Source organism: Flavobacterium sp. GQ95 (genome assembly GCF_059758655.1).
In genome coordinates, this window is the sequence record NZ_JCAXEB010000003.1 from 245,263 (window position 1) to 270,229 (window position 24,967).

General features: G+C 32.7%; 29 protein-coding genes. 28 read left to right on the forward strand and 1 reads right to left on the reverse strand.

Annotation, left to right across the window (positions count from 1 at the left end):
• The first annotated feature begins 8 nt into the window (after nucleotides 1-8).
• The 18 genes from rplF (at nucleotide 9) to ctlX (ending at nucleotide 12,992) form a co-directional block, all read left to right on the forward strand.
• A complete protein-coding gene (gene rplF / locus AC6CH4_RS08315) occupies nucleotides 9-551 on the forward strand; it encodes a 50S ribosomal protein L6 (protein WP_056195281.1) in 543 nt (180 codons plus the stop codon).
• A gap of 11 nt (nucleotides 552-562) precedes the next feature.
• Nucleotides 563-913, forward strand: coding sequence for a 50S ribosomal protein L18 (gene rplR / locus AC6CH4_RS08320; protein ID WP_007803661.1), 351 nt, complete (start codon nucleotides 563-565; stop codon nucleotides 911-913).
• Between the two features lie 3 nt (nucleotides 914-916).
• Complete coding sequence (gene rpsE, locus AC6CH4_RS08325) at nucleotides 917-1,441, forward strand: 30S ribosomal protein S5 (RefSeq protein ID WP_085950271.1); 525 nt, start codon at nucleotides 917-919, stop codon at nucleotides 1,439-1,441.
• A gap of 12 nt (nucleotides 1,442-1,453) precedes the next feature.
• Nucleotides 1,454-1,636, forward strand: coding sequence for a 50S ribosomal protein L30 (gene rpmD, locus AC6CH4_RS08330; protein ID WP_017495010.1), 183 nt, complete (start codon nucleotides 1,454-1,456; stop codon nucleotides 1,634-1,636).
• 11 nt (nucleotides 1,637-1,647) lie between these two features.
• Nucleotides 1,648-2,100 (forward strand): 50S ribosomal protein L15, encoded by a 453-nt coding sequence (gene rplO, locus AC6CH4_RS08335; RefSeq protein ID WP_026982954.1) that lies wholly within the window; start codon nucleotides 1,648-1,650, stop codon nucleotides 2,098-2,100.
• A 13-nt stretch (nucleotides 2,101-2,113) separates the two neighbouring features.
• Nucleotides 2,114-3,460 (forward strand): preprotein translocase subunit SecY, encoded by a 1,347-nt coding sequence (gene secY, locus AC6CH4_RS08340; RefSeq protein WP_056195286.1) that lies wholly within the window; start codon nucleotides 2,114-2,116, stop codon nucleotides 3,458-3,460.
• A 7-nt stretch (nucleotides 3,461-3,467) separates the two neighbouring features.
• Nucleotides 3,468-3,683 carry a translation initiation factor IF-1 gene (gene infA / locus AC6CH4_RS08345; protein ID WP_007136545.1) on the forward strand — a complete coding sequence of 72 codons (216 nt, stop codon included), beginning with the start codon at nucleotides 3,468-3,470 and terminating at the stop codon, nucleotides 3,681-3,683.
• Nucleotides 3,684-3,695: 12 nt separating this feature from the next.
• The gene (gene ykgO / locus AC6CH4_RS08350; protein ID WP_072945378.1) at nucleotides 3,696-3,812 is read left to right on the forward strand and encodes a type B 50S ribosomal protein L36; all 117 of its coding nucleotides are present in this window, start codon (nucleotides 3,696-3,698) and stop codon (nucleotides 3,810-3,812) included.
• Between the two features lie 2 nt (nucleotides 3,813-3,814).
• Entirely contained in the window at nucleotides 3,815-4,189 is a 375-nt protein-coding gene (rpsM, locus tag AC6CH4_RS08355; RefSeq protein WP_007803675.1) for a 30S ribosomal protein S13, read from the forward strand.
• Between the two features lie 8 nt (nucleotides 4,190-4,197).
• Complete coding sequence (rpsK, locus tag AC6CH4_RS08360; RefSeq protein WP_007803677.1) at nucleotides 4,198-4,581, forward strand: 30S ribosomal protein S11; 384 nt, start codon at nucleotides 4,198-4,200, stop codon at nucleotides 4,579-4,581.
• A gap of 93 nt (nucleotides 4,582-4,674) precedes the next feature.
• On the forward strand, nucleotides 4,675-5,280 hold the full coding sequence (gene rpsD / locus AC6CH4_RS08365) for a 30S ribosomal protein S4 (RefSeq protein WP_026982953.1): 606 nt from the start codon (nucleotides 4,675-4,677) through the stop codon (nucleotides 5,278-5,280).
• Nucleotides 5,281-5,301: 21 nt separating this feature from the next.
• A complete protein-coding gene (locus AC6CH4_RS08370) occupies nucleotides 5,302-6,294 on the forward strand; it encodes a DNA-directed RNA polymerase subunit alpha (RefSeq protein ID WP_026109818.1) in 993 nt (330 codons plus the stop codon).
• A 36-nt stretch (nucleotides 6,295-6,330) separates the two neighbouring features.
• Nucleotides 6,331-6,819: a 50S ribosomal protein L17 gene (rplQ, locus tag AC6CH4_RS08375; protein ID WP_007803683.1), complete on the forward strand. Its 489-nt coding sequence runs from the start codon at nucleotides 6,331-6,333 to the stop codon at nucleotides 6,817-6,819.
• A gap of 248 nt (nucleotides 6,820-7,067) precedes the next feature.
• The gene (gene carA, locus AC6CH4_RS08380) at nucleotides 7,068-8,186 is read left to right on the forward strand and encodes a glutamine-hydrolyzing carbamoyl-phosphate synthase small subunit (RefSeq protein WP_498101947.1); all 1,119 of its coding nucleotides are present in this window, start codon (nucleotides 7,068-7,070) and stop codon (nucleotides 8,184-8,186) included.
• Between the two features lie 100 nt (nucleotides 8,187-8,286).
• Nucleotides 8,287-9,579 (forward strand): phosphopyruvate hydratase, encoded by a 1,293-nt coding sequence (eno, locus tag AC6CH4_RS08385; protein WP_056195292.1) that lies wholly within the window; start codon nucleotides 8,287-8,289, stop codon nucleotides 9,577-9,579.
• 155 nt (nucleotides 9,580-9,734) lie between these two features.
• Nucleotides 9,735-11,012, forward strand: a complete 1,278-nt coding sequence (locus AC6CH4_RS08390; RefSeq protein WP_498101949.1) for a citrate synthase — start codon at nucleotides 9,735-9,737, stop codon at nucleotides 11,010-11,012.
• Between the two features lie 65 nt (nucleotides 11,013-11,077).
• The gene (locus AC6CH4_RS08395; RefSeq protein WP_498101951.1) at nucleotides 11,078-11,992 is read left to right on the forward strand and encodes a dimethylarginine dimethylaminohydrolase family protein; all 915 of its coding nucleotides are present in this window, start codon (nucleotides 11,078-11,080) and stop codon (nucleotides 11,990-11,992) included.
• Nucleotides 11,993-12,056: 64 nt separating this feature from the next.
• The gene (gene ctlX / locus AC6CH4_RS08400) at nucleotides 12,057-12,992 is read left to right on the forward strand and encodes a citrulline utilization hydrolase CtlX (RefSeq protein WP_498101953.1); all 936 of its coding nucleotides are present in this window, start codon (nucleotides 12,057-12,059) and stop codon (nucleotides 12,990-12,992) included.
• A gap of 83 nt (nucleotides 12,993-13,075) precedes the next feature.
• Here ctlX and AC6CH4_RS08405 read toward each other — a convergent pair whose 3' ends face one another.
• Entirely contained in the window at nucleotides 13,076-13,705 is a 630-nt protein-coding gene (locus AC6CH4_RS08405; RefSeq protein WP_498101955.1) for a MarC family NAAT transporter, read from the reverse strand.
• Nucleotides 13,706-13,855: 150 nt separating this feature from the next.
• Between AC6CH4_RS08405 and AC6CH4_RS08410 the strand changes: the two genes are divergently transcribed.
• From AC6CH4_RS08410 to rfbB, 10 genes are all read left to right on the forward strand, one after another.
• On the forward strand, nucleotides 13,856-14,221 hold the full coding sequence (locus AC6CH4_RS08410) for a CoA-binding protein (protein WP_498101957.1): 366 nt from the start codon (nucleotides 13,856-13,858) through the stop codon (nucleotides 14,219-14,221).
• Nucleotides 14,222-14,383: 162 nt separating this feature from the next.
• Entirely contained in the window at nucleotides 14,384-15,004 is a 621-nt protein-coding gene (recR, locus tag AC6CH4_RS08415; RefSeq protein ID WP_498101959.1) for a recombination mediator RecR, read from the forward strand.
• Between the two features lie 70 nt (nucleotides 15,005-15,074).
• Nucleotides 15,075-15,863: a polysaccharide biosynthesis/export family protein gene (locus AC6CH4_RS08420; protein ID WP_498101961.1), complete on the forward strand. Its 789-nt coding sequence runs from the start codon at nucleotides 15,075-15,077 to the stop codon at nucleotides 15,861-15,863.
• A gap of 14 nt (nucleotides 15,864-15,877) precedes the next feature.
• Nucleotides 15,878-18,319, forward strand: coding sequence for a polysaccharide biosynthesis tyrosine autokinase (locus AC6CH4_RS08425; RefSeq protein ID WP_498101963.1), 2,442 nt, complete (start codon nucleotides 15,878-15,880; stop codon nucleotides 18,317-18,319).
• Nucleotides 18,320-18,329: 10 nt separating this feature from the next.
• Nucleotides 18,330-19,313: an SDR family oxidoreductase gene (locus tag AC6CH4_RS08430; RefSeq protein ID WP_498101965.1), complete on the forward strand. Its 984-nt coding sequence runs from the start codon at nucleotides 18,330-18,332 to the stop codon at nucleotides 19,311-19,313.
• Nucleotides 19,314-19,340: 27 nt separating this feature from the next.
• On the forward strand, nucleotides 19,341-20,732 hold the full coding sequence (locus AC6CH4_RS08435) for a UDP-glucose 6-dehydrogenase (RefSeq protein ID WP_498101967.1): 1,392 nt from the start codon (nucleotides 19,341-19,343) through the stop codon (nucleotides 20,730-20,732).
• An 83-nt stretch (nucleotides 20,733-20,815) separates the two neighbouring features.
• Entirely contained in the window at nucleotides 20,816-21,280 is a 465-nt protein-coding gene (locus tag AC6CH4_RS08440; protein ID WP_498101969.1) for a UpxY family transcription antiterminator, read from the forward strand.
• Between the two features lie 296 nt (nucleotides 21,281-21,576).
• On the forward strand, nucleotides 21,577-22,860 hold the full coding sequence (locus AC6CH4_RS08445) for a nucleotide sugar dehydrogenase (protein ID WP_498101971.1): 1,284 nt from the start codon (nucleotides 21,577-21,579) through the stop codon (nucleotides 22,858-22,860).
• A gap of 34 nt (nucleotides 22,861-22,894) precedes the next feature.
• Complete coding sequence (locus AC6CH4_RS08450; RefSeq protein WP_498101973.1) at nucleotides 22,895-23,902, forward strand: mannose-1-phosphate guanylyltransferase; 1,008 nt, start codon at nucleotides 22,895-22,897, stop codon at nucleotides 23,900-23,902.
• 12 nt (nucleotides 23,903-23,914) lie between these two features.
• Nucleotides 23,915-24,961, forward strand: coding sequence for a dTDP-glucose 4,6-dehydratase (rfbB, locus tag AC6CH4_RS08455; protein ID WP_498101975.1), 1,047 nt, complete (start codon nucleotides 23,915-23,917; stop codon nucleotides 24,959-24,961).
• Nucleotides 24,962-24,967: the final 6 nt, after the last annotated feature.

A 24,967-nucleotide genomic window follows, 5' to 3' on the forward strand; every position in this document is an offset into this window, starting at 1 on the left:
TAAATAAGATGTCAAGAATAGGTAAAAGCCCAATTGTAATCGCTGCTGGAGTAACTGTAGAAGTTAAAGACGGTATCGTTACGGTAAAAGGAAAAAAAGGTCAACTAACTCAGGAGTTTTCGGACATTACTGTAAAAGTTGAAGGCGATCAGGTTCTATTAGAAAGATCGTCTGATCATAAAGACCAAAGAGCAAAACACGGATTATACAGATCATTAATCAATAATATGATAATTGGTGTATCTGAAGGTTTTACAAAAGAACTTGAATTAGTTGGAGTTGGTTATAGAGCTTCAAACCAAGGTCAAAAGTTAGATTTAGCTCTTGGATATTCTCACAATATTGTTTTAGAAGTTGCTCCGGAAGTAGTTTTAGAAACAATATCTGAAAAAGGTAAAAACCCTATAGTAAAATTAACATCATTTGATAAACAACTTTTAGGTCAGGTTGCTGCGAAAATCAGAGGTTTCCGTAAGCCAGAACCATACAAAGGAAAAGGTGTTAAATTTGTGGGTGAAGTATTAAGAAGAAAAGCAGGTAAATCAGCTTAAAAAATAAGATTATGTCATTAACAAAATCTGATAGAAGACAGAGAATTAGATTCAGAATTAGAAAATCGATCAGTGGTACTGCTACTAATCCAAGACTATCTGTATTTAGAAGTAACAAAGAAATTTACGCTCAACTTATTGATGATGTAAATGGAGTTACTATATTAGCTGCATCTTCAAGAGAAAAAGAAATAGGAAAAGGTACTAACGTTGAAATCGCTGCTGCTGTTGGAAAACTAGTTGCGGAGAAAGCGTTAAAAGCTGGGATTGATACCATCACTTTTGATAGAGGAGGTTATTTATATCACGGTCGTATTAAATCATTAGCAGAAGGCGCAAGAGCGGCTGGACTTAAATTCTAATATATTATGTCTAAATACAAAAATGTAGAATTGGTAAAACCAAGTGGTCTTGAACTTAAAGATCGTCTGGTAAGTGTTAATCGTGTTACTAAGGTTACAAAAGGGGGTAGAGCTTTCGGTTTTTCTGCTATTGTAGTTGTAGGTGATGAAAACGGAGTAGTTGGTCACGGATTAGGAAAATCTAAAGACGTTTCTGAAGCAATTGCGAAAGCAGTAGAAGATGCTAAGAAAAATTTAGTAAAAATTCCTTTGAACGGACAATCTGTTCCTCACGAACAAAAAGGTAAATTTGGTGGTGCACGTGTATTCTTAATTCCTGCTTCTCATGGTACAGGAGTTATTGCTGGTGGAGCTGTTCGTTCAGTTCTTGAATCAGTAGGTATTCACGATGTATTATCTAAATCTCAAGGATCATCAAATCCTCATAACGTAGTTAAAGCAACTTTTGATGCTTTATTACAAATGAGAAGCGCTTATACTGTTGCAAAACAAAGAGGTGTTTCTTTAGAAAAAGTTTTTAAAGGTTAATTCAAGGAAATTATGGCTAAATTATTAGTAAAACAAGTAAGAAGCAAAATCAACTGTCCTCTTTCTCAAAAGAGAGGTTTGGAAGCTTTGGGTCTACGTAAAATGGGACAAGTTGTAGAGCATGATTCAAACCCTGCTATCCTTGGGATGATAAACAAAGTTAAACACTTAGTTTCTGTCGAAGAAGCTAAATAACAAATACTGTTATGAATTTAAGTAACTTACAACCAGCTGAAGGGTCAACACACAATCAAAATAAAAGATTAGGTAGAGGAGAAGGTTCTGGAAAAGGTGGCACTGCTGCAAGAGGTCACAAAGGAGCAAAATCTCGTTCTGGTTATTCTAAAAAGATTGGTTTTGAGGGAGGGCAAATGCCACTTCAAAGACGTGTGCCTAAGTTTGGTTTCACAAACATCAATCGTAAAGAATACGAAGGTGTTAATTTAGATACGCTTCAATTATTAGTAGACAATGGTGTGATTACTGATTCTGTTTCTATGACAGATTTCGTAGCAAATCGTCTAGCTACCAAAAATGAAATCGTTAAGATTTTAGGTAGAGGAGAGTTGAAAGCAAAATTAAAAGTAACTGCCCACAAATTTACTGCTACTGCAAAAGCTGCTATTGAAGCTGCTGGTGGAGAAGCTGTAACTATATAACTTATCTATTAAGATGAAGAAATTTATTGAATCAATAAGTAATGTTTGGAAAATCGAAGAACTGAAAAACAGAATCTTAATTACATTAGGATTGCTTTTAGTATATCGTTTTGGTGCACACGTTACGCTTCCTGGAATTGACGCAACTCAATTAACTGGTTTAGCGGGACAAACTAAAAATGGTTTAGGATCTATCCTAGACATGTTTACTGGGGGTGCTTTCTCTAAAGCTTCAGTTTTTGCTTTAGGTATTATGCCTTATATTTCTGCGTCTATTGTAGTTCAGTTGATGGGAATTGCGATTCCTTATTTACAAAAACTTCAAAACGATGGAGAAAGTGGTAGAAAAAAGATTAATCAAATCACTCGTTGGTTGACTATAGCTATTACACTGGTTCAAGGTCCAACTTATATCTATAATTTATACAGAACATTGCCTGGTAGTGCATTCTTACTAGGCTTTAATTCTCCTGAATTTTTGTTCTCATCAGTTATCATCTTGGTAACAGGTACAATCTTTGCTATGTGGCTTGGAGAGAAAATTACTGATAAAGGTATTGGAAATGGAATTTCATTATTAATTATGGTTGGTATCTTAGCTCGTTTACCGCAAGCTTTTATTCAAGAGTTTACAACGAGAGTTACCAATAACAATGGTGGTCCAATGTTATTAGTTATTGAAATTATTGTGTGGTTATTAGTGATTATTGCTTGTGTATTGCTTACAATGGCAGTACGTAGAATCCCGGTTCAATACGCTCGTCGTACAACAACTGGTGATTATGAGCAAGACTTAGCAGGTGGTAATAGACAATGGATTCCTCTTAAGCTTAATGCTTCTGGAGTTATGCCAATCATTTTTGCTCAGGCAATTATGTTTATACCTGCAGCTGTAGCTGGATTGTCTAAATCAGACACATCACAATCTATTGTTGGAGCATTTAGTAATATGTTCGGTTTTTGGTACAATTTTGTATTTGCAACTTTAATTATTGTATTTACATTTTTCTACACTGCAATTACTGTTCCTACGAACAAAATGGCTGATGATTTAAAAAGAAGTGGTGGTTTTATCCCGGGCGTTCGTCCAGGTGCTGAAACTTCAGACTTCCTAGATAAAGTGATGTCTTTAATAACTTTCCCAGGATCTTTATTCCTTGCTTTGATTGCTGTGTTCCCAGCTATTGTTGTAAGTATTATGGATGTACAACAATCTTGGGCAATGTTTTTTGGAGGTACCTCATTAATAATTATGGTTGGAGTTGCAATAGATACTATTCAGCAAATCAATTCATACTTGTTAAACAAACATTATGATGGTTTAATGAAGACTGGTAAAAATAGAAAAGCGGTAGCTTAATATATTTATGGCAAAACAATCAGCAATAGAACAAGACGGATCAATCATTGAAGCATTGTCAAATGCGATGTTCCGTGTAGAGTTAGAAAATGGACATATCGTAATTGCTCATATTTCTGGTAAAATGCGTATGCATTACATCAAGTTATTACCTGGTGATAAAGTGAAACTAGAAATGAGTCCTTATGATTTGTCAAAAGCAAGAATTACTTATCGATATTAAAGGATATTCACTATGAAAGTTAGAGCATCAGTAAAAAAGAGAAGTCCCGAGTGCATCATTGTGCGTAGAAAAGGGAGATTGTACGTAATAAACAAAAAGAATCCTAGATTTAAACAAAGACAAGGATAATTATGGCAAGAATAGCAGGGGTAGATATCCCAAAAAATAAAAGAGGTGTTATAGCACTTACCTATATCTTTGGATTAGGAAGAAGTAGAGCTATTGAGATTTTAGAAAAAGCTCAAGTTAGCCAAGACAAAAAAGTTCAAGATTGGAATGATGATGAGATCGGAGCAATTCGTGATGCAGTTTCATTTTACAAAATTGAAGGAGAATTACGTTCAGAGGTTTCTTTAAACATCAAACGTTTAATGGATATTGGTTGTTACAGAGGTATCCGTCATAGATCTGGTCTTCCGTTAAGAGGGCAAAGAACTAAAAACAACTCTAGAACAAGAAAAGGTAAAAGAAAAACTGTTGCTAACAAGAAAAAAGCAACTAAATAATAAGTAATATGGCTAAAGCAACTGCAAAAAAACGTAAAGTTATCGTTGAATCAACGGGAGAAGCTCATATTTCTGCTACCTTCAATAACATCATCATTTCTTTGACTAACAAAAAAGGTGAAGTTATTTCTTGGTCTTCAGCTGGTAAAATGGGTTTCAGAGGTTCTAAAAAGAATACTCCATACGCAGCCCAAATGGCAGCAGAAGATTGTAGTAAAGTAGCTCTTGAGGCTGGACTTAAAAAAGTAAAAGTTTATGTAAAAGGACCAGGAAACGGACGTGAGTCTGCTATCCGTTCTATTCATAATGGTGGAATTGAAGTTACAGAGATTATCGATGTTACTCCAATGCCTCACAACGGATGTCGTCCTCCAAAAAGACGTAGAGTTTAATTTATTTATTTATAGTATAACAAGGTAGGATATAGATTATCGAAGGATTTGACCTGAATTCATAATCTCTACCTTAAATTTAATTTTTTAGAAATGGCAAGATATACTGGTCCTAAAACTAGAATTGCTCGTAAATTTGGCGAAGCAATCTTCGGAGATGATAAATCTTTCGAAAAAAGAAATTACCCACCTGGACAACACGGGATGGCTAAAAAAAGAGGTAAAAAATCTGAGTACGCTGTTCAGTTAATGGAAAAGCAAAAAGCTAAATATTCTTACGGAATTTTAGAAAAACAATTCAGAAATTTATTCAAAAAAGCATCAGCTACTAAAGGTGTTACTGGTGAAGTTCTTTTACAATTATGTGAGGCAAGATTAGATAACGTTGTTTTTAGAATGGGTATCGCTCCTTCTAGAAGAGGTGCTAGACAATTAGTTTCTCACAGACACGTTACTGTAAATGGTGAAGTTGTAAATATCGCTTCTTACCACCTTAAACCTGGTGATAAAGTTGCAGTTCGTGAAAAATCTAAATCTTTAGAAGCTATCGAACGTTCTTTGTCAAATTCAAGTCATGTTTATGAATGGATTACTTGGAATAATGATCTTAAAGAAGGAACTTTTGTTTCTGTACCTGCAAGACTTCAGATTCCAGAAAACATTAAAGAACAATTAATCGTAGAGTTGTACAACAAATAATAATTGACTTAGTCGAAATTTATGGCAATATTTAATTTTCAAAAGCCCGATAAAGTTATCATGATCGATTCAACCGATTTTGAAGGTAAATTCGAATTTAGACCTTTAGAACCTGGTTACGGATTGACAGTTGGTAATGCACTTAGAAGAGTTTTGCTTTCAGCATTAGAAGGTTATGCAATTACATCTGTTCGTATCGAAGGTGTAGATCATGAGTTTTCTACTATTTCAGGTGTTGTTGAAGATGTTACCGAAATTATCCTTAATCTAAAGCAAGTACGTTTCAAACGTCAAATTGAAGATATCGATAATGAAGCAGTTACTATTTCTGTTTCAGGTAAAGATCAATTAACAGCAGGTGATTTTCAAAAATTTATCTCAGGTTTCCAAGTTCTGAACCCAGACCTTGTTATCTGTAATTTAGATTCTAAAATCAAATTGAACTTCGATTTAACAATCGAAAAAGGTAGAGGATATGTACCTGCTGAGGAGAACAAAAAACAGAACGCTGCAATTGGAACCATTTTTACAGATTCTATTTTTACTCCGGTAAAAAATGTAAAATATGCAATTGAAAACTTCCGTGTAGAACAAAAGACAGATTATGAAAAATTAGTTTTTGAAATTAAAACTGATGGATCTATTAATCCAAAAGATGCTCTTACTGAAGCTGCTAAAGTTTTAATTCACCACTTCATGTTATTTTCTGACGAAAGAATTACACTCGAGGCTGACGAAATTGCACAAACAGAATCGTATGATGAAGAGTCATTGCATATGAGACAATTGCTTAAAACTAAGCTTGTTGATATGGATTTATCTGTGAGAGCATTAAATTGCTTGAAAGCGGCTGAAGTTGATACACTTGGTGATTTAGTATCGTTCAATAAAAATGACCTGATGAAATTCCGTAATTTTGGTAAAAAATCTTTAACTGAACTTGATGAACTTGTTGCAGTTAAAAATTTAACTTTCGGAATGGACTTAGCTAAATACAAATTAGATAAAGAATAATTCAATCCGCCACGGCGGATTAAATTTAAAATAGCAATGAGACACGGAAAAAAATTCAATCACTTAAGCAGACAGACTGGACATAGAAAAGCTATGTTAGCTAATATGGCTTGTTCTCTTATTGAGCACAAACGTATTAACACTACTGTTGCTAAGGCTAAAGCGCTTAAACAATTCGTTGAGCCTTTAATCACAAAATCAAAAGAAGATACAACTCACAATCGTCGTATTGTTTTTGCTTACTTACGTAGCAAATATGCGGTAACTGACTTGTTCAGAGACGTAGCTGCTAAAGTTGGAGACCGTCCAGGTGGATACACTCGTATCATTAAAGTTGGAAATCGTTTGGGAGATAATGCTGATATGGCAATGATCGAACTTGTAGATTTCAATGAACTTTACAATGGAGGTAAAAAAGAAGTTAAAAAAGCAAAAAGCCGTCGTGGTGGTAAAGCAAAGAAAGCTGAAGAAACTACTGAAGCTCCAGCTGCTGAGTCTGAAACGACTACTGAAGCTTCTGAATAATTATGAAAATAATGATTCTATAAACATCAAGGATAAGCTAATTTTTAGTTTATCCTTTTTTTTTGATTTTTTTTAAAGTAAATCTGATTTTTAACTTATTTGATTCATCAGGTTTTATTTTTATGAAGGAAAGTTTTAAAAAATCTTGGAGACACTCTTTTAAAGAAGTAAATTTGCAAAATATCTAATTACAAATGGAACAGGTTTACCTGATTCATTAGACGATAAAAAACAATACAAATTAAAGAATGAAATACACTACACGACAAAGCGCCATTTTATTACTTAGTGATGGGACAATTTTTCACGGAAAATCTATCGGAATTAGCGGTAAAACTTTTGGTGAAGTTTGTTTTAATACAGGAATGACAGGATATCAGGAAATATTTACGGATCCTTCTTATTTTGGTCAGATATTAGTGGCTACTAATGCACATATTGGAAATTATGGTATTAATGATTTAGAAATAGAATCTGACAGTGTCAAAATTGCTGGTTTGGTTTGTAAAAACTTCAGCTTTAATTATTCACGTGAAGATGCTTCAGGGAGTTTAGAAGATTATTTTACTAAACAAAATTTAATCTGTATTTCTGATGTTGATACCCGTGCATTGGTAAGTTATATCCGTGACAACGGAGCTATGAATGCTGTTATTTGTACAGACGGAACTTCGGTTGAAGAGTTGAAAAAAGAATTGGCAAATGTACCAAATATGGAAGGTTTAGAGTTGGCTTCAAAAGTATCGACTACTGAACCTTATTTTTTTGGAGATGAAAATGCTACTTATAAAATATCAGCTTTAGATTTAGGGATCAAAAAGAATATATTAAGAAATCTTGCTAAGAGAGATTGTTATATTAAAGTCTTTCCCTATGATTCCACTTATAAAGATTTGACAGAATTTAATCCGGATGGATACTTCTTGTCAAATGGACCTGGAGATCCAGATCCGTTATTTGGAGCTATACAGGTTGCTAAAGAAATTATAGCTGATGACAAGCCTTTATTCGGAATTTGTTTAGGTCATCAGATTATAGCGTTGGCAAACGGTGTTAAAACATATAAAATGTTTGGTGGTCACCGTGGTATTAATCATCCCGTAAAAAACATCATTACTGGTAAAGGGGAAATAACTTCTCAAAATCATGGTTTTGCTGTAAAAAGAGAGGCATTAGATGGTCATCCGGAATTAGAGATTACGCACGTGCATTTAAACGATGATACAGTTGCCGGAATGAGAATGAAAAACAAGAATTGCTTTTCAGTTCAATATCATCCGGAAGCAAGTCCGGGACCACATGATTCGTCTTATTTGTTTGATCAGTTTGTTGAGAATATAAAACAAGCTGCTGCTAAAACGATATAGTTAATAAATAAAGGCGTTTAATAGTAAGAATGCATTTTTTCTATTAAATATTTTTATAATTTCGAAAAAAAATATAATTTATTAATAAAAAACAAAAATAATGAGTATTATAATTAAAGTTCACGCAAGACAAATTTTTGATTCCAGAGGTAATCCTACTATTGAAGTTGATGTAGTTACAGAAAATGGCGTTCTAGGTAGAGCAGCTGTTCCTTCTGGAGCTTCAACCGGAGAACATGAAGCTGTTGAACTACGTGACGGAGGAAAAGCATTTCTAGGAAAAGGAGTTTTGAATGCAGTGAACAATGTAAATACTGTTATTGCTGAAGAGTTAGTTGGAACTTCTGTTTTCGAACAAAACACAATCGATCAGTTAATGATTGATTTAGATGGAACTCCAAATAAATCTAAATTAGGAGCTAATGCTATTTTAGGAGTTTCTTTAGCTGCTGCAAAAGCTGCTGCAAATGAACTTGGCTTGCCATTGTACAGATATGTTGGTGGAGTTTCTGCTAATACATTACCTGTACCAATGATGAATATCATCAATGGTGGTTCTCACTCGGACGCGCCTATCGCATTCCAGGAGTTTATGATTTTTCCTGTAAAGGCAACTTCATTTACACATGCAATGCAAATGGGAACTGAAATTTTTCACAGCTTGAAAAAAGTATTACATGACAGGGGTTTAAGTACTGCTGTAGGTGATGAAGGAGGTTTTGCGCCAAATTTAGCTGGAGGTACTGAAGATGCTTTAGATACTATCAAATTAGCAGTTGAAAAAGCGGGTTACTCTTTCGGTGACGAAATCATGATTGCTCTTGACTGTGCTGCATCTGAATTTTATGTAAACGGTAAATACGATTATACTAAATTCGAAGGTGAAACTGGAAAAATCAGAACTTCTGAAGAGCAGGCTGATTATTTAGCTGAACTTGCTGCTAAATATCCAATTATCTCTATCGAAGACGGTATGTACGAAGATGACTGGAACGGATGGAAATATTTAACGGATAAAATTGGAGATAAAGTACAATTAGTTGGTGATGATTTATTTGTTACTAATGTTGAGCGTTTGTCTACAGGTATTGAAAAAGGAATTGCAAATTCAATTTTAGTAAAAGTAAACCAAATTGGTACTTTGACTGAAACTATTGCAGCTGTAAACATGGCTAAAAATGCTGGTTATACTTCAGTAATGTCTCACCGTTCAGGAGAAACAGAAGATAATACTATTGCTGATTTAGCTGTAGCTTTAAATTGCGGTCAAATTAAAACCGGTTCTGCTTCTCGTTCTGATCGTATGGCAAAATACAATCAATTATTAAGAATTGAAGAAGAGTTGGGAAGTACTGCTTATTTTCCGGGGTTAAAGGCTTTCAAGATTAAATAATTGTAAGTTTATATATAGATTTAGACCATCCATTTTTTAATGGGTGGTTTTTTTTTGGAGTTTTAACAAATTCATAGCAGTATTCCTTTTTTAATTAGTCTTAAATTCCTTAGATTTGATAAATTATTATTTTAAAGATTTATTTCCGATATATTATGTCAAAAATAGCTACATTAGAAGTAGATGGTCAAAAAATTGAGCTTCCGGTTATTACAGGGAGCGAAAATGAATCAGCTATCGATATTAACAAATTACGTGATTTAACTGGTGTTATCACAATTGATCCAGGTTATAAAAATTCTGGTTCTTGCAAAAGTGAAATCACTTTCTTAGACGGAGAATTAGGAATTTTGCGTTACAGAGGGTATTCAATCGAAGATTTAGCTGAAAAGGCAAATTTTTTAGAAGTTTCTTATCTTTTAATTTTTGGTGAATTGCCAACAGCTCAACAATTAGAGCAATTTGAAAATGATATTAAAAAACATACTTTGGTAAACGAAGAAATGAAAAATATCATTGACGGATTTCCAAAAACTGCCCATCCAATGGGAGTTTTATCTGCTTTAACAAGTGCTTTGACAGCATTTAATCCAAAAGCAGTAAATGTTGACAATGAAAAAGAAATGTATGAAGCTATATGTAAAACAATGGCGAAATTTCTTGTAATTGCTACTTGGACATACAGAAAATCAATGGGTTATCCGTTGAATTATTATGACAACACAAAAGGGTATGTAGAAAATTTTATGCAATTAATGTTTCAATTGCCTACAGGTCCTTACAAAGCAAGTCCGGTTGTTATTGACGCCTTAGATAAATTATTTATTCTTCACGCTGATCACGAACAAAACTGTTCTACATCTACAGTAAGAATGGTAGGTTCATCTCATGCTGGTTTATTTGCATCAATCTCTGCAGGGGTTTCTGCTCTTTGGGGACCACTTCACGGTGGAGCAAATCAGGCTGTGCTTGAAATGTTAGAAGAAATTAATAAAGACGGTGGAGATACAGATAAGTTTTTAGCGAAAGCGAAAGACAAAAATGATCCTTTCCGTTTAATGGGATTCGGTCACAGAGTATATAAAAATTTTGATCCAAGAGCTAAAATTATTAAAAAGGCAGCTAAAGAAGTTTTAGAAACTTTAGGTGTTAATGATCCTATTTTGGAAATTGCTAAAAAGCTTGAAGCAGCTGCTCTTGAAGACGATTATTTCAAATCAAGAAATTTATATCCTAATGTTGATTTCTACTCTGGAATTATCTACAGAGCATTAGGGATTCCAACTGATATGTTTACAGTAATGTTTGCTATTGGTAGATTGCCAGGCTGGATCGCGCAATGGAAAGAAATGCGTGAAAACAAAGAACCGATTGGAAGACCTAGACAAATTTATACAGGACATCCATTGAGAGACTTTAAGTCTAATAAATAAAATAACTTTAAAGCTTCACTTAACTGTGAAGCTTTTTTTATATTTGCTCAAAATATAATAGAGTTATGTTGCAATTAAATATAAAGAACGAAACGTCAAGACTGCGTGCAGTAGTTTTGGGTTCTGCCGTTCATAATGGGCCAACTCCATCTTTAGATGAAGCCTATGATCCCAAATCATTGGAACATATTAAGGCAGGAACTTATCCTGTTGAAAAGGATATGGTTGCTGAAATGGATGCTTTTAATGCTGTTTTTCAGAAATATGATGTAACCGTTTATCGTCCGGAAATGATTGAAAATTACAATCAAATTTTTGCAAGAGATATAGGTTTTGTAATTGATGATATTTTTGTAAAATCGAATATTTTGCCTGATAGAGAACGTGAATTAGATGCAATTCAATATGTTATTGATCAAATAGATTCTTCAAAAGTGGTTCGTCCACCTGAGGAAGTTCATATTGAAGGAGGAGATGTAATGCTTTGGAATGATCATATATTTATCGGAACCTATAAAGGAAGCGATTATAAAGATTATATCACTGCAAGAACTAATATGCATGGTGTGAACTATATTAAAGAATTGTTCCCAAATAAAATTGTCAAAGAGTTTGATTTGGTAAAATCTAAATTAGAGGCTCGCGATAATGCGTTACACTTAGATTGTTGTTTTCAGCCTGTTGGAAAAGATAAAGGGATAATTTATAAAAGAGGCTTCCGTGAAGAAGCTGATTATTTGTATTTGGTCAATCTTTTTGGTAAAGAAAATCTATTTCACATTGAAAGAAATGAAATGTACAATATGTTTTCGAATGTTTTTTCTATTGATAAAAATGTAGTTGTTTCTGAGAAAAATTTTACTCGTCTGAACAATTGGCTTCGAGTAAATGGATTTACTGTTGAAGAAATTCCATACGCTGAAATTGCAAAACAAGAAGGTTTGTTAAGATGTTCCACTTTACCATTAATTAGAGATTAAAAAATAAGTTTTTAGGTGTTCAAGTGCTATAACTTGAAACCTGAGAAAATAAAATGTATAGATTATGCAACAAACAACAAATGCAATCGTAATGATTCGCCCGGTTGCTTTCAGAATGAATGAGCAAACAGCAGTAAATAATTACTATCAAAAAGTATTAGATGGACTTTTGCCGAGCACAGTAAATGCAAAAGCGCAACAAGAGTTTGATACTTTTGTTGTAAAATTGAGAGCAGTAGGTGTTGATGTTACGGTTATTGATGATACTTTAGAAACGGATACACCTGATAGTATTTTTCCAAACAATTGGGTTTCTTTTCATGAAAATGGAGATGTGGCATTATATCCAATGTTTGCAGAGAATCGTCGTCAGGAGCGTCGTGAAGATATTTTGGACACTCTTGAAGAGAAAGGTTTTGAGATTTCTAATATAATGGATTATACATCTGCAGAAGAAGATGGGTTTTTCTTAGAAGGAACAGGAAGCTTGCTTTTAGATCGTGCAAATGCAAAAGCATATTGTGCATTGTCTCCACGTGCTGATGAAGAATTGTTTATAGAGTTTTGTGAAGATTTTGATTATGCTCCAGTAATTTTTGAAGCATTTCAAACGGTTGATGGAGAACGTAAGTTAATCTATCATACAAACGTAATGATGTGCTTGGGAGAAACTTTTGCAGTTATTTGTGCAGATTGTATCGATGATAAAAAAGAACGTAAAATGGTTCTGGAAAATCTAAAAGCAGATAAAAAGGAAATTATTCTAATCACAGAAGCTCAGGTAAATAATTTTGCTGGCAATATGTTAGAAGTTCGAGGAACAAATGATAAAAAATATATTGTTATGAGTGCATCAGCACATCAAAGTTTAACTCCAAAACAAATTGCTCAATTAGAAAATCATGCTGAAATTCTAAGTTCAAGTTTAGATACTATCGAAGCTTGCGGAGGAGGAAGTGCAAGATGTATGATGGCTGAAGTATTTTTGCCAAGAAATTGAAAAATTAATGATAAAATATAAAAGAGGGATAAAACGTTAAAAAAGTTCTATCCCTTTTTATTTATGTGAGATTTAAAGCTGATTTACATCAAATTCCCTTTTATGATATTAATTATTGAACTCACTATGTATTGAATTCCGATAGAAATTACAATAAAGCCAACAATTCGTGATATCGCTACAATTCCTGAAGCACCTAATATTCTTGCTAAATAATGGGCACTTTTTAAAATAGCAAAAATGGCAACCGCAATCGCTAAAATGGCTAAACTCGAAAGAATAATTTCATTCATTTGGTGATGTTCCTGGTAGAAAGCAATCAATAATGATATTGAACCTGGTCCGGCAAGCATAGGAATAGCTAAAGGAGTTAAAGCAATATCATTTCTTTGGTGAGCTTCATTTTCAATCTTTTTATTAATTCCTCTTTTTTTATTGAATTTTCCTGAAAGCAGCGAAAAGCCAGAATTTACAATCACAATTCCGCCGGCAATTCGAAGGGCGTCAATACTAATTCCGAAAAAAGTTAGAACATATTGACCTATAAAATAAGATACAATCAAAATAATAAAAACGTTTATTGCAGTCCATAATGAAATTCGTGAACGTTCTTTTTGAGAATCATGTTGGGTAAGGCCAACAAAAATAGGAACAGTACCAATTGGATTTAAAACTGAAAAAAGAGCAGCAAATAAATAAATGAAAAGATCCATAGAGTTTTGGTTAGTAAAGTAAAAATAATCAAATTTTAATTGAACAAAGTAAAATCATGTTAGATATTGTTTTATTGATTGAATTCTAAATTAATAAGATAAACCCAGCTCATTCTTTTTGATTACTTTTGCATTATATTTTAAAAAATAATGAAAAATAAAAAAACTTTAGTTCTGGGAGCTACTACAAAACCAGATCGATACGCATATAGAGCTATAAATATGTTGGTTCAAAAAGGACATACGGTATTAGCAATTGGTCAAAATACCGGTGAGGTTGCCGGGGTGAAAATTCACACCAAAGCAATACCTGTAAAAAATATAGACACAGTAACCTTGTATTTAAATCCAAGTCGTCAGCGTGATTATTATAATTATATTATTGAAGCGCAGCCAAAAAGAGTTGTTTTTAATCCCGGAACTGAAAATCCAGAATTATATCAATTGCTGGAGCTGAATAAAATTAAGGCTGAAGTGGCTTGTACTTTGGTTTTATTGGCTACTAATCAATATTAATTTTTTAAGGAGCTAATCCCGCTATCTGTTTTAAACGAAGTTCAATGAACTCCAGTTAAATGAAAACAAGGTTAGTAATCTTTTTGTTTTTCCTTTAAAAACAAAAAGGATTTCCACTTCTATCGGGACTAAAAGCAACATTAAAGTATTACTTTTGTCGTCATGGAATTTTCATCAAAATTAATAGAAAAAGCAGTTAACGAAATGTCTCAATTACCCGGAATTGGTAAACGTACGGCATTACGATTAGTTATTCATTTGTTAAAACAACCGAAAGAACAAACTGGTTTTTTAGCTCAGGCATTATTAAACATGCGTGAGGATATAAAATTTTGTGAAAGCTGTCATAATATTTCAGATACAAAGATTTGCGAAATTTGTGCAAATGCAACTAGAAATCATCAGACAATTTGTGTAGTCGAAGATATTCGTGATGTAATGGCTATAGAAAATACGGGCCAATATAAAGGGATTTATCATGTTTTGGGTGGTAAGATTTCGCCAATTGAAGGTGTGGGCCCAAGTCAGTTGAATATTTCGAGTTTAGTTGAGAAGATAAAGAACGGAAAAGTAATAGAGATTATTTTTGCATTGAGTTCAACAATGGAGGGAGACACGACAAATTTTTATATCTATAAGCAAATTGGTGAGTCGGAGATTATAATCTCAACAATTGCAAGAGGAATAGCTGTTGGTGATGAATTAGAATATGCTGATGAAATTACGCTTGGAAGAAGTATTTTACATCGGGTTCCGTTCGAAAAAACTTTTAAAAATAATTAAATACGATCAAATAAAAGTTAGATTTCCTGAGAATTAAAGGAAAAGCTATATTTGCGATAAATTTTTAATAATGACAAAAAAAAGCTTTTATATAGTATTACTAATTAGTGCACTATTTACATCCTGTATTCCTGTAAAAGATTTATGGTACTTACAAGATAAAAACAATTCAGGAGAGCAAAATACAGTTTCGGCTGTCGAATCTAAACCTTATAGACTGCAGGTAAATGATGTTTTAAGTGTTAATATAAAGGCAATTGATCCTAAATTGGTTTCGATTTTTAACACCACAGAAAGCTCAACTATAGGAAAATCAGAATCAGCCTTATACTTTGATGGATTTACCGTTGATGATCATGGCAATATAAGAATGCCGATTTTAGGAGAAATAAATGTTATTGGTTATACTCTTGAAGAAGTTAGAGGGATAATCGAGAAAAAACTACTCGAAGAATATTTTAAAAGCGAAGCGAATATTTTTGTGACAGTAAAACTAGCTGGTTTCAGATATACAATAAATGGAGAAGTTGGAAGTACAGGAACAAAAACATTGTTTCAGCCACATGTAAATGTTCTTGAAGCAGTTGCGAATGCAGGAGATATAACTACTGTAGGTAATAGAAAAGCCGTGATGATAATTCGTCAAACTCCAACCGGAGTACAGATGAATGAAATTGATCTTACAGATGCTAACGTAATGAAATCACCCTATTATTATTTACAACCTAACGATTATATTTATGTAAAACCACTAAGACAGAAAACGTGGGGAACTGGTCAAACCGGTATCCAGTCAATAAGTACTATAATTACCTTATTGTCATTGGCGACAACAGTATATTTAATTATCAAAAACTAAAGTAAATTCAAAGAATGTTAGATATAAAAGATTTTTCCATTTTTGAGAATCATTCAAATTTTGATTTTAAAGGATTTTTACTAAAAATTCTCAGCTACTGGAAATGGTTTTTAGTTAGTTTGATGATTGCATTTACTATTGCTTATCAGGTAAATATCCGCAAAGAAAAGATCTACGGAATGCAAACGATGATTTCTATTAAAGAGGAAAGCAATCCGTTTTTTACATCTAATACAAGTTTGGTTTTTAATTGGGGAGGAATTTCAGATCAGGTAAATGGAATATCAACTATATTACAATCTAGGTCTCATAATGAATTAGTAGTTAGTAAACTGCAGTTTTATATTGATTATCTAACACAAGGAAAATATAATTTGGTAGATTCTTATGGTGCAGTTCCTTTTTATGTAGATATTGACAAGTCGAAGGGGCAACTTGCCAATGCTTTAATAGGGATTAAATTTTTAAGTCCAAATGAATATGAAATCCGAATTCCATTTGAAAACAATTCGGTTTCACTAATTAATTATTCTGATAATTCTTATTCTAATACTGCTGTTCAGCCGGTCGAGTTTGTAAAAAAATATAGAGTTGGAGAACAAGTTTCACTCCCTTTTCTGAATTGGAAATTACAGATAAATGATAATCCCGGACTTTATAATGGAAATGAATACTTTGTAAGATTTAATGATTTTGATGGTACAGTTTCCCGATATAAAGGAATCAATGTTGACGCTGATGATAAAGCTGGTTCAATATTAACCTTAGGAATGCAGGGAACAAACAAAGCCAGAATGGTTGAATATTTGAATTCGACAGTAAAAATGTTAATCAAAATTCAGCTTGACGGTAAAAACCAGTTTGCAACTAATACAATAAGATTCATTGATAGCACTCTTGTTGCTATGGAATCGCAATTGAAACAAAATGGCAACGAGTTAAAGTCTTTTAGGAAAGATAAAAATATCTACGAAATAGAAGGTGGAGGAGCTAAGTTTTCTGATAAAATAATGGATTTTGATGTAGAAAGAGATCAGGTTTCTAGAAAAATAGCTTATTACAATTCTTTAAAAATGTACCTGAATAATAGTGTAGATTATTCAAGATTGCCAGCTCCGTCTGTTGCAGGAATTGAAGATCCAAATATTGTGGCTGGTGTTTCAAAACTTATTGCGCTTTCTACTCAAAGATCAGAAATGGCTTATGCTGTAAAAAGTGAAAAGATTTTTAAGGATTTTGATAATCAAATGCAGGCACTTAAAAGTGTTCTGTTAGAAAATATTGCTTCAGCAAAATCATCATTATTGTATGATTTGTCATTGGTAAACGCTAAAATCGGTGAGGCAGAGAGTGCTGTAAAGCGCCTTCCTGAAGAACAACAGGAATTACTAAAGATTAAAAGAAAATATGATTTAAACGATAATATTTATACCGAATTTCTTCAGAAACGAAATGAAGCAGAAATTGTAAAAGCGTCTAATTTATCGGATATTCATTTTATAGATCCTGCAAAAGATATTGGAGGTGGTTTAATCGGACCAAAAACCTCGGTAAATTATGTTTTAGCACTCTTTCTTGGTTTGTTAATTCCGTTGTTGATTGTTTTTGGTATTTTCTTTATTAATGATTCTATTCAGAATACTGATGATATTAGTAAATTAACGCAAATTCCATTAATTGGTGTTGTTGGAGTTAATAAGGATAATGTTAGCTTAGCCGTATTTGATAAGCCAAAATCAGCTCTTTCTGAAGCTTTTAGAACAATTCGTTCATCTTTGCAATTTTTGTATAAAAAACAACAGGTAAGTGGATCAAAGACTTTAATGATAACCTCGTCAATTAGTGGAGAAGGAAAAACATTTTGTTCTATCAATATTGCAACTGTTTTTGCTTTAAGCGAGAAAAAAACAGTGATTATCGGTTTGGATTTAAGAAAGCCAAGATTAGCTGATGAATTTAATTTAACTACTCAATTGGGTGTTGTAAATTACTTAATTAAACAGAATAGCTTGTCAGAAATTACTAATTCCACCCAAATTCCAAATCTTGATGTTATTCTTTCAGGTCCTATACCACCAAATCCTTCTGAGCTTATTTTAAGTGATGCAATGAAAGAGTTAATAGATGAATTGAAGCAAAAATATGATTATATAATTTTAGACACACCTCCGGTTGGATTGGTTTCTGATGCATTGGAATTGGCTCAATATGCAGATGTTACATTGTATATAGTAAGACAAAATTATACTAAAAAGGATATGATTACGTTGTTGAACACTAGAATAAAAAGAGGTGAGCTTAATAATGCGAGTATTGTGTTCAATGGCTATGAGAATAAGGCTAAATACGGATCTGGATATGGATATGGATATGGGGCTTATTCTAACGGATATCATGATGAGGAAGAAAAATCACATTTCCTGAAAACTATTTTTAACAGATTCAATAAAAAATAATCTGACATAAATGAAAACATCAACTCAAAATACTATTCTTATTACTGGAGGTGCAGGTTTTATAGGTTCAAATTTATGTGAACATTTTTTAGAATTAGGTAATAAAGTAGTTTGTTTAGATAATTTTTCAACAGGTCATCGATATAATCTAGAAGATTTTATAGACAATCAAAATTTTAAATTAATAGAAGGAGATATCCGGAATATTGCTGATTGTATTTTAGCTGCAGAAGGCGTTGATTACGTTTTACATCAGGCTGCCCTTGGTTCTGTTCCTAGGTCGATTAATGACCCTATAACCACAAATGATGTAAATGTGTCAGGATTTTTAAATATGCTAGTAGCTTCCCGTGATGCGAAAGTTAAGCGTTTTATATATGCTGCGAGTTCTTCAACATATGGAGATTCCCAAGGGTTACCAAAAGTAGAGGATGTTATTGGGAAACCATTATCACCTTATGCTATTACAAAATATGTAAATGAATTGTATGCGGAGATTTTTAGCAAAACCTATGGTTTGGAAACTATTGGACTGCGTTATTTTAATGTTTTTGGAAGAAAGCAGGATCCTAAAGGTGCTTATGCAGCGGTGATTCCGAAGTTTGTAATGCAGTTGATGAATTATGAAAGTCCGGTTATTAATGGTGATGGAAACTATTCAAGAGATTTTACTTATATCGATAATGTAATTCAGATGAATGAATTGGCGATGACAAGTCAAAATCCGCAAGCTATAAACACAGTTTACAATACTGCATTCGGTGATCGAAATACATTAAATAATTTGGTTGGTTATTTGAAAAAATATTTAGCCGAATTTGATTCTAAAATTGCAGATGTAGAAATAGTTTATGGTGCCAATAGAGTTGGTGATATTCCGCATTCATTGGCAAGTATAGAGAAAGCAAAATCAATCTTGGGTTATAATCCAAAGTATTCTTTACAAGAAGGATTGAAAGAAGCTGTTAGCTGGTATTGGAATAATTTGAAATAAATAGAGATCAAGATAAGGATAAGATAAATGAAAATTACAAAAATTTGTTGCATTGGCGCAGGTTATGTTGGAGGTCCGACAATGGCAGTAATAGCTCAAAAATGCCCACATATTCAAGTCACTGTTGTTGATTTGAATGAACAAAGAATCAAAGACTGGAACGATCCAAGTACAGATAATATTCCGATTTATGAGCCTGGTCTTTCAGAAATCGTAGCGAAGGCAAGGGGCAGGAATCTTTTCTTTTCGACAGAAGTAGATAAAGCAATTGATGAAGCTCAGGTAATTTTTATATCAGTAAATACGCCAACGAAGACCTACGGAAAAGGAAAAGGCATGGCAGCCGATTTGAAATATATTGAGTTATGTGCGAGGCAAATCGCAAAAGTTGCAAAGCAGAATAAAATCGTAGTAGAAAAATCTACTTTGCCAGTAAGAACAGCTGAAGCAATTAAGAGTATTTTAGATAATACAGGAAATGGAGTTCAATTTCAAATATTATCAAATCCTGAATTTTTAGCTGAGGGAACAGCAGTAACAGATTTGTTAAACCCGGATAGAATTTTAATTGGTGGAGATACAACTCCGGAAGGAGAAGCTGCTATTAATGCATTAGTTGATGTTTATGCGAATTGGGTTGATAAGGACAAAATTTTAACGACCAATGTTTGGTCATCAGAATTATCCAAACTTACTGCAAATGCATTTTTAGCGCAACGAATTTCGTCGATCAATGCGATGTCGGAATTGTGTGAAAAAACTGGCGCTGATGTTAATGAAGTTGCAAAAGCAATTGGAATGGATAGCAGAATTGGACCAAAATTTCTAAAAGCTTCAGTTGGGTTTGGAGGTTCTTGTTTTCAGAAAGATATTCTGAATTTGGTTTATATTGCGAAATCATATGGATTAAACCAAGTGGCAGATTATTGGGAACAAGTTATTATAATGAATGATCATCAAAAAAGAAGATTTTCTAATAAAATAGTTCAGACATTATATAATACTGTCGCAGATAAGAAAATTACGTTTTTAGGATGGGCTTTCAAGAAAGATACTAATGATACCCGAGAATCTGCAGCTATTTATGTAGCTGATGATTTAATAAATGAGCTGGCTAAGATTTCTGTTTATGACCCAAAAGTTTCAAGAAACAAAATGTTGAGTGATTTGGACTATTTGCAAACTAGATCAGTTGAAGAAAATAATAATGCACTCGCAATATTTGATAATGCTTACGAAGCCTGTAAAGGTGCACACGCCATTGCAGTTTTAACAGAGTGGGATGAATTTACAACTTACGATTGGAAAAAAATTTATGATTCTATGCATAAACCAGCATTTCTTTTTGATGGAAGAAATATACTGGATGCCAAAGAATTGGAATCAATTGGCTTTGTTTATAAAGGAATTGGTTCTTAGTTGAGATATTATTGGATTAAAATTTAACGTAAAATGGATAACGAGAAGGATTTGAAAGTTTTATTTCCATATACAACGGTATTATGAATTGGTATGTAGTTTATACAAAGCCCAAATGGGAGAAAAAAGTTGCAGAAAGACTTATGCAAGTCGGAGTTGAATGCTATTGTCCTTTAATTACCCAGATTAAACAATGGTCAGACAGGAAAAAAAAGGTTGAAGTGCCGCTTTTTAATTCTTATGTCTTTGTTCAGCTTGAGGAAATAAATCGAAATACTGTTTTTCAGGTGCCAGGTGTTGTACGCTATCTTTTTTGGCTTGGAAAACCTGCAATTGTCAGAGATGAGGAGATTGGTATTATAAAAAAAAGTCTTAATGATTCAAATGTAACTGATATTTCAATTACAGCTATGAAAGTGGGTGACAGAATAAAATTAGATTCCGGGGCCTTTTCTAATCAGGATGCAATAGTTCAGGAAGTTTCTAATACACACTATATTTTGGTACTGGAATCTTTAGGTTGTATTTTGAAAATAAAATATAAATAATTTTTTGCAGAGATTATGCCCTTTTAAGATAAGCAGGAAATAAAATTTCTTTATTTAAGAATTTTATTTCCTGTTTTTTTTTATAAAGTAAAATTTTACCTACTGATAAATAGTAAGTTGTAATTTTGTGAGGCGTTTTATATTTTTGCTTTTATCTGATTACGTTAAACCGTATTGAATAAATTGAGTTAATATGCTATATTTGCCGAGATTATACTTTTTTATAACTGAGCACATAAATGGGGCTTGGAATGGCGAAGCCATATACTGTTGTAATTAAAGTTAATATTTTTTAAATGAAAGAAAATATAAAAATAGCAATTATTGGTCTTGGATATGTTGGGTTGCCATTAGCTAGATTATTTGCAACCAAATATCCAGTTATAGGATTTGATATTAATGATTCAAGAGTTGCTAGTTTAAAGTCGGGAATCGACTCTACATTAGAAGTTGAAAGCCATGACTTGCAGAAAGTACTAGTAGAGACCCCCAATTCAGAAATTGGATTATTTTGTAGTACTTCATTAAAAGATATTTCTGATTGTAATTATTATATAATTACAGTTCCAACTCCTGTAGATAAAAACAATCGTCCAGATTTAAGCCCATTGTATAAATCAAGTGAATCAGTTGGTAAAGTATTAAAAGTAGGAGATGTCGTAATTTATGAATCTACTGTTTATCCGGGAGTTACAGAAGAACAATGCGTGCCAGTTCTGGAGAAGGTTTCCGGACTACAATTCAATGTTGATTTCTTTGCAGGATACTCTCCAGAAAGAATCAATCCTGGTGATAAAGAACATACTGTAGAAAAGATTTTAAAAGTAACTTCAGGTTCAACTCCTGAAATTGGTTTAAAAGTTGATGCATTATATAAATCTGTTATAACTGCAGGAACTCATTTAGCACCAAGTATAAAAGTTGCTGAAGCTGCTAAAGTGATCGAAAATTCACAACGAGATATTAATATTGCCTTTGTAAACGAGCTTGCTAAAATATTTAATTTAATGAATATTGATACTCAGGAAGTATTAGCTGCCGCGGCAACAAAATGGAATTTTTTACCTTTTAAACCGGGATTAGTTGGTGGACATTGTATTGGCGTTGATCCCTATTACCTGGCACAAAGAGCACAAGAATTTGGCTATCATCCTGAAATAATTTTAGCAGGACGTCGTTTGAATGATAGCATGGGAGAATATATTGCCTCGCAAGTTGTTAAGTTAATGATTAAAAAAGGAATTACTGTTAACGGTGCAAACCTTTTAATGCTTGGAATTACATTCAAAGAAAATTGTCCTGATGTTCGAAATACTAAAATAGTCGATGTAATAACAGCATTGACAGAATATGGTATATCAGTGACTACTTATGATCCTTTGGCTAATGCAAAAGATGTAAAAAAAGAATATAATTTAGTAACGGTTGACTCTGTACCAACCGATAAATTTGACGCTATTATTTTGGGAGTTTCACATGATGAATTTTTAAAATTAAATTTTTCAGAGCTACAAAAAGAAAATAGTTTATTATACGATGTAAAAGGAGTTTTGGGTGCTATAGCTGACAATAGATTATAGTAACTAAAAGTTCTTTTTTTATTTAGAAAAAAATATGAGCATAGATAAATCAATAACACATGTAATTTTAACCGGAGGAGTAGGCAGTAGATTATGGCCACTCTCTCGTAAAAGCCAACCAAAACAATATTTAGAAATTTTTGAAGGTAAATCATTATTTGAAATGACAGTTGATCGTAATAGTCATTTAGCAAATAAGGTTATGGTAGTTGGAAATGTAGATAATTATCATTTAAGCGGTAAAGTTATGGATAAAACCAATACTTCTTATGTGAATATTGTAGAAGCAACTCCTCGAAATACAGCTGCTGCTATTGCATTTGCAGCGTTTGCGTCTAATTCTGAAGATATCCTAATTGTCACTCCTTCAGATCATATTATTGATTTAATGGATAATTACAATAGTGCTATCGATGAAGCCGTTTCTAAAGCAGAAGATGGCTTTATAGTTACATTTGGAGTTGTTCCAACTAAACCTGAAACAGGTTATGGTTATATTGAAGCAAAAGGAGATAAGGTAATCTCTTTTAGAGAGAAACCTAACGAGACAACAGCAAAAGAATTTATTGCAAAAGGAAATTTTTTATGGAATAGTGGAATGTTTTGTTTTAAAGCAGGAGTTCTACTTGATGAATTAAAACAATTTCAACCAGATGTTTATGAAAAATCTAAAGCAGTTTGGGAATCTAGTAAAAATGGTTTTTTAGATTTAGATTTATCCTTGGAGATTCCATCAATTAGTATTGACTATGCTGTGATGGAACGTAGTAAAAAGATAAAAGTTGTTCCTGCTTCATTTTCATGGTCTGATTTAGGGTCATTTGAATCGGTTTATGATTATTTAGTTTCAAAAGGGCATCCTGTTGACAAAAATGGCAATATGGTAATTGGTTCAGGTAAGCATACAACTTTTCTAGGATTAAAAAACACTATTTTTGTTTATACAGATACCGCTAATTTAATTTTACAAAAAGAAAACTCACAAGATGTGAAAGATATTTACAGTGAGTTAGAAAAAATAAATTCAGATTTATTAAATTAATTTAAATTGAAAATGAAAAAGATTCTTATAACAGGAGGCGCAGGCTTTATAGGCTCACATGTAGTGAGACGTTTTGTAAACAAATATCCACAGTATCAAATATATAATTTAGATGCTTTGACATATGCTGGAAATCTTGAAAATATTAAAGATATAGAAAATCAGTCTAACTATAATTTTGTAAAAGGAGATATCGTTGATGAGACTTTCATTAATGAACTCTTTTCACTTCACAATTTTGACGGAGTTTTGCATTTAGCTGCTGAGTCACATGTAGATCGTTCTATTGAAGATCCATTAGCATTTGTAAAGACAAATGTAATAGGAACGATGAATTTGCTCAATGCTGCAAAAAATCAATGGAAAGATAATTTTGAAGGCAAAAGATTCTATCATATTAGTACAGATGAAGTATATGGTTCATTAGGCGCTGAAGGGCTTTTTACTGAAACAACTCCTTATGATCCTAATTCTCCTTATTCTGCTTCAAAAGCAAGTTCAGACCACTTTGTGCGAGCTTATGGTGAAACTTACGGGCTTCCATATGTTTTGACAAATTGTTCTAATAACTATGGTTCTTATCATTTTCCAGAGAAGTTGATCCCACTTTTTATAAATAATATTATAAATAATAAACCATTACCAGTTTACGGAGATGGAAATTATACTAGAGATTGGCTTTTTGTTGAAGATCATGCTATAGCTATTGATTTAGTTTTTCACGAAGGAAAAAATCATGAAACTTATAATATTGGTGGTTTTAATGAATGGAAAAACATTGATTTGGTTAAATTATTATGCCAAATTATGGATGGAAAATTAGGAAGAGAAAATGGTACTTCTGCAAACCTTATTACTTATGTAAAAGATAGGCCTGGGCATGATTTGCGCTATGCTATTGATGCGTCAAAAATCAATAAAGAATTAGGGTGGAAGCCATCTGTAACTTTTGAAGAAGGATTAGAGAAAACAATCAATTGGTATTTGAGTAATGAAGAATGGTTAAAAAATGTGACGTCAGGATTATATAAAGATTATTACCAAAAACAATATTCATAAAATAAG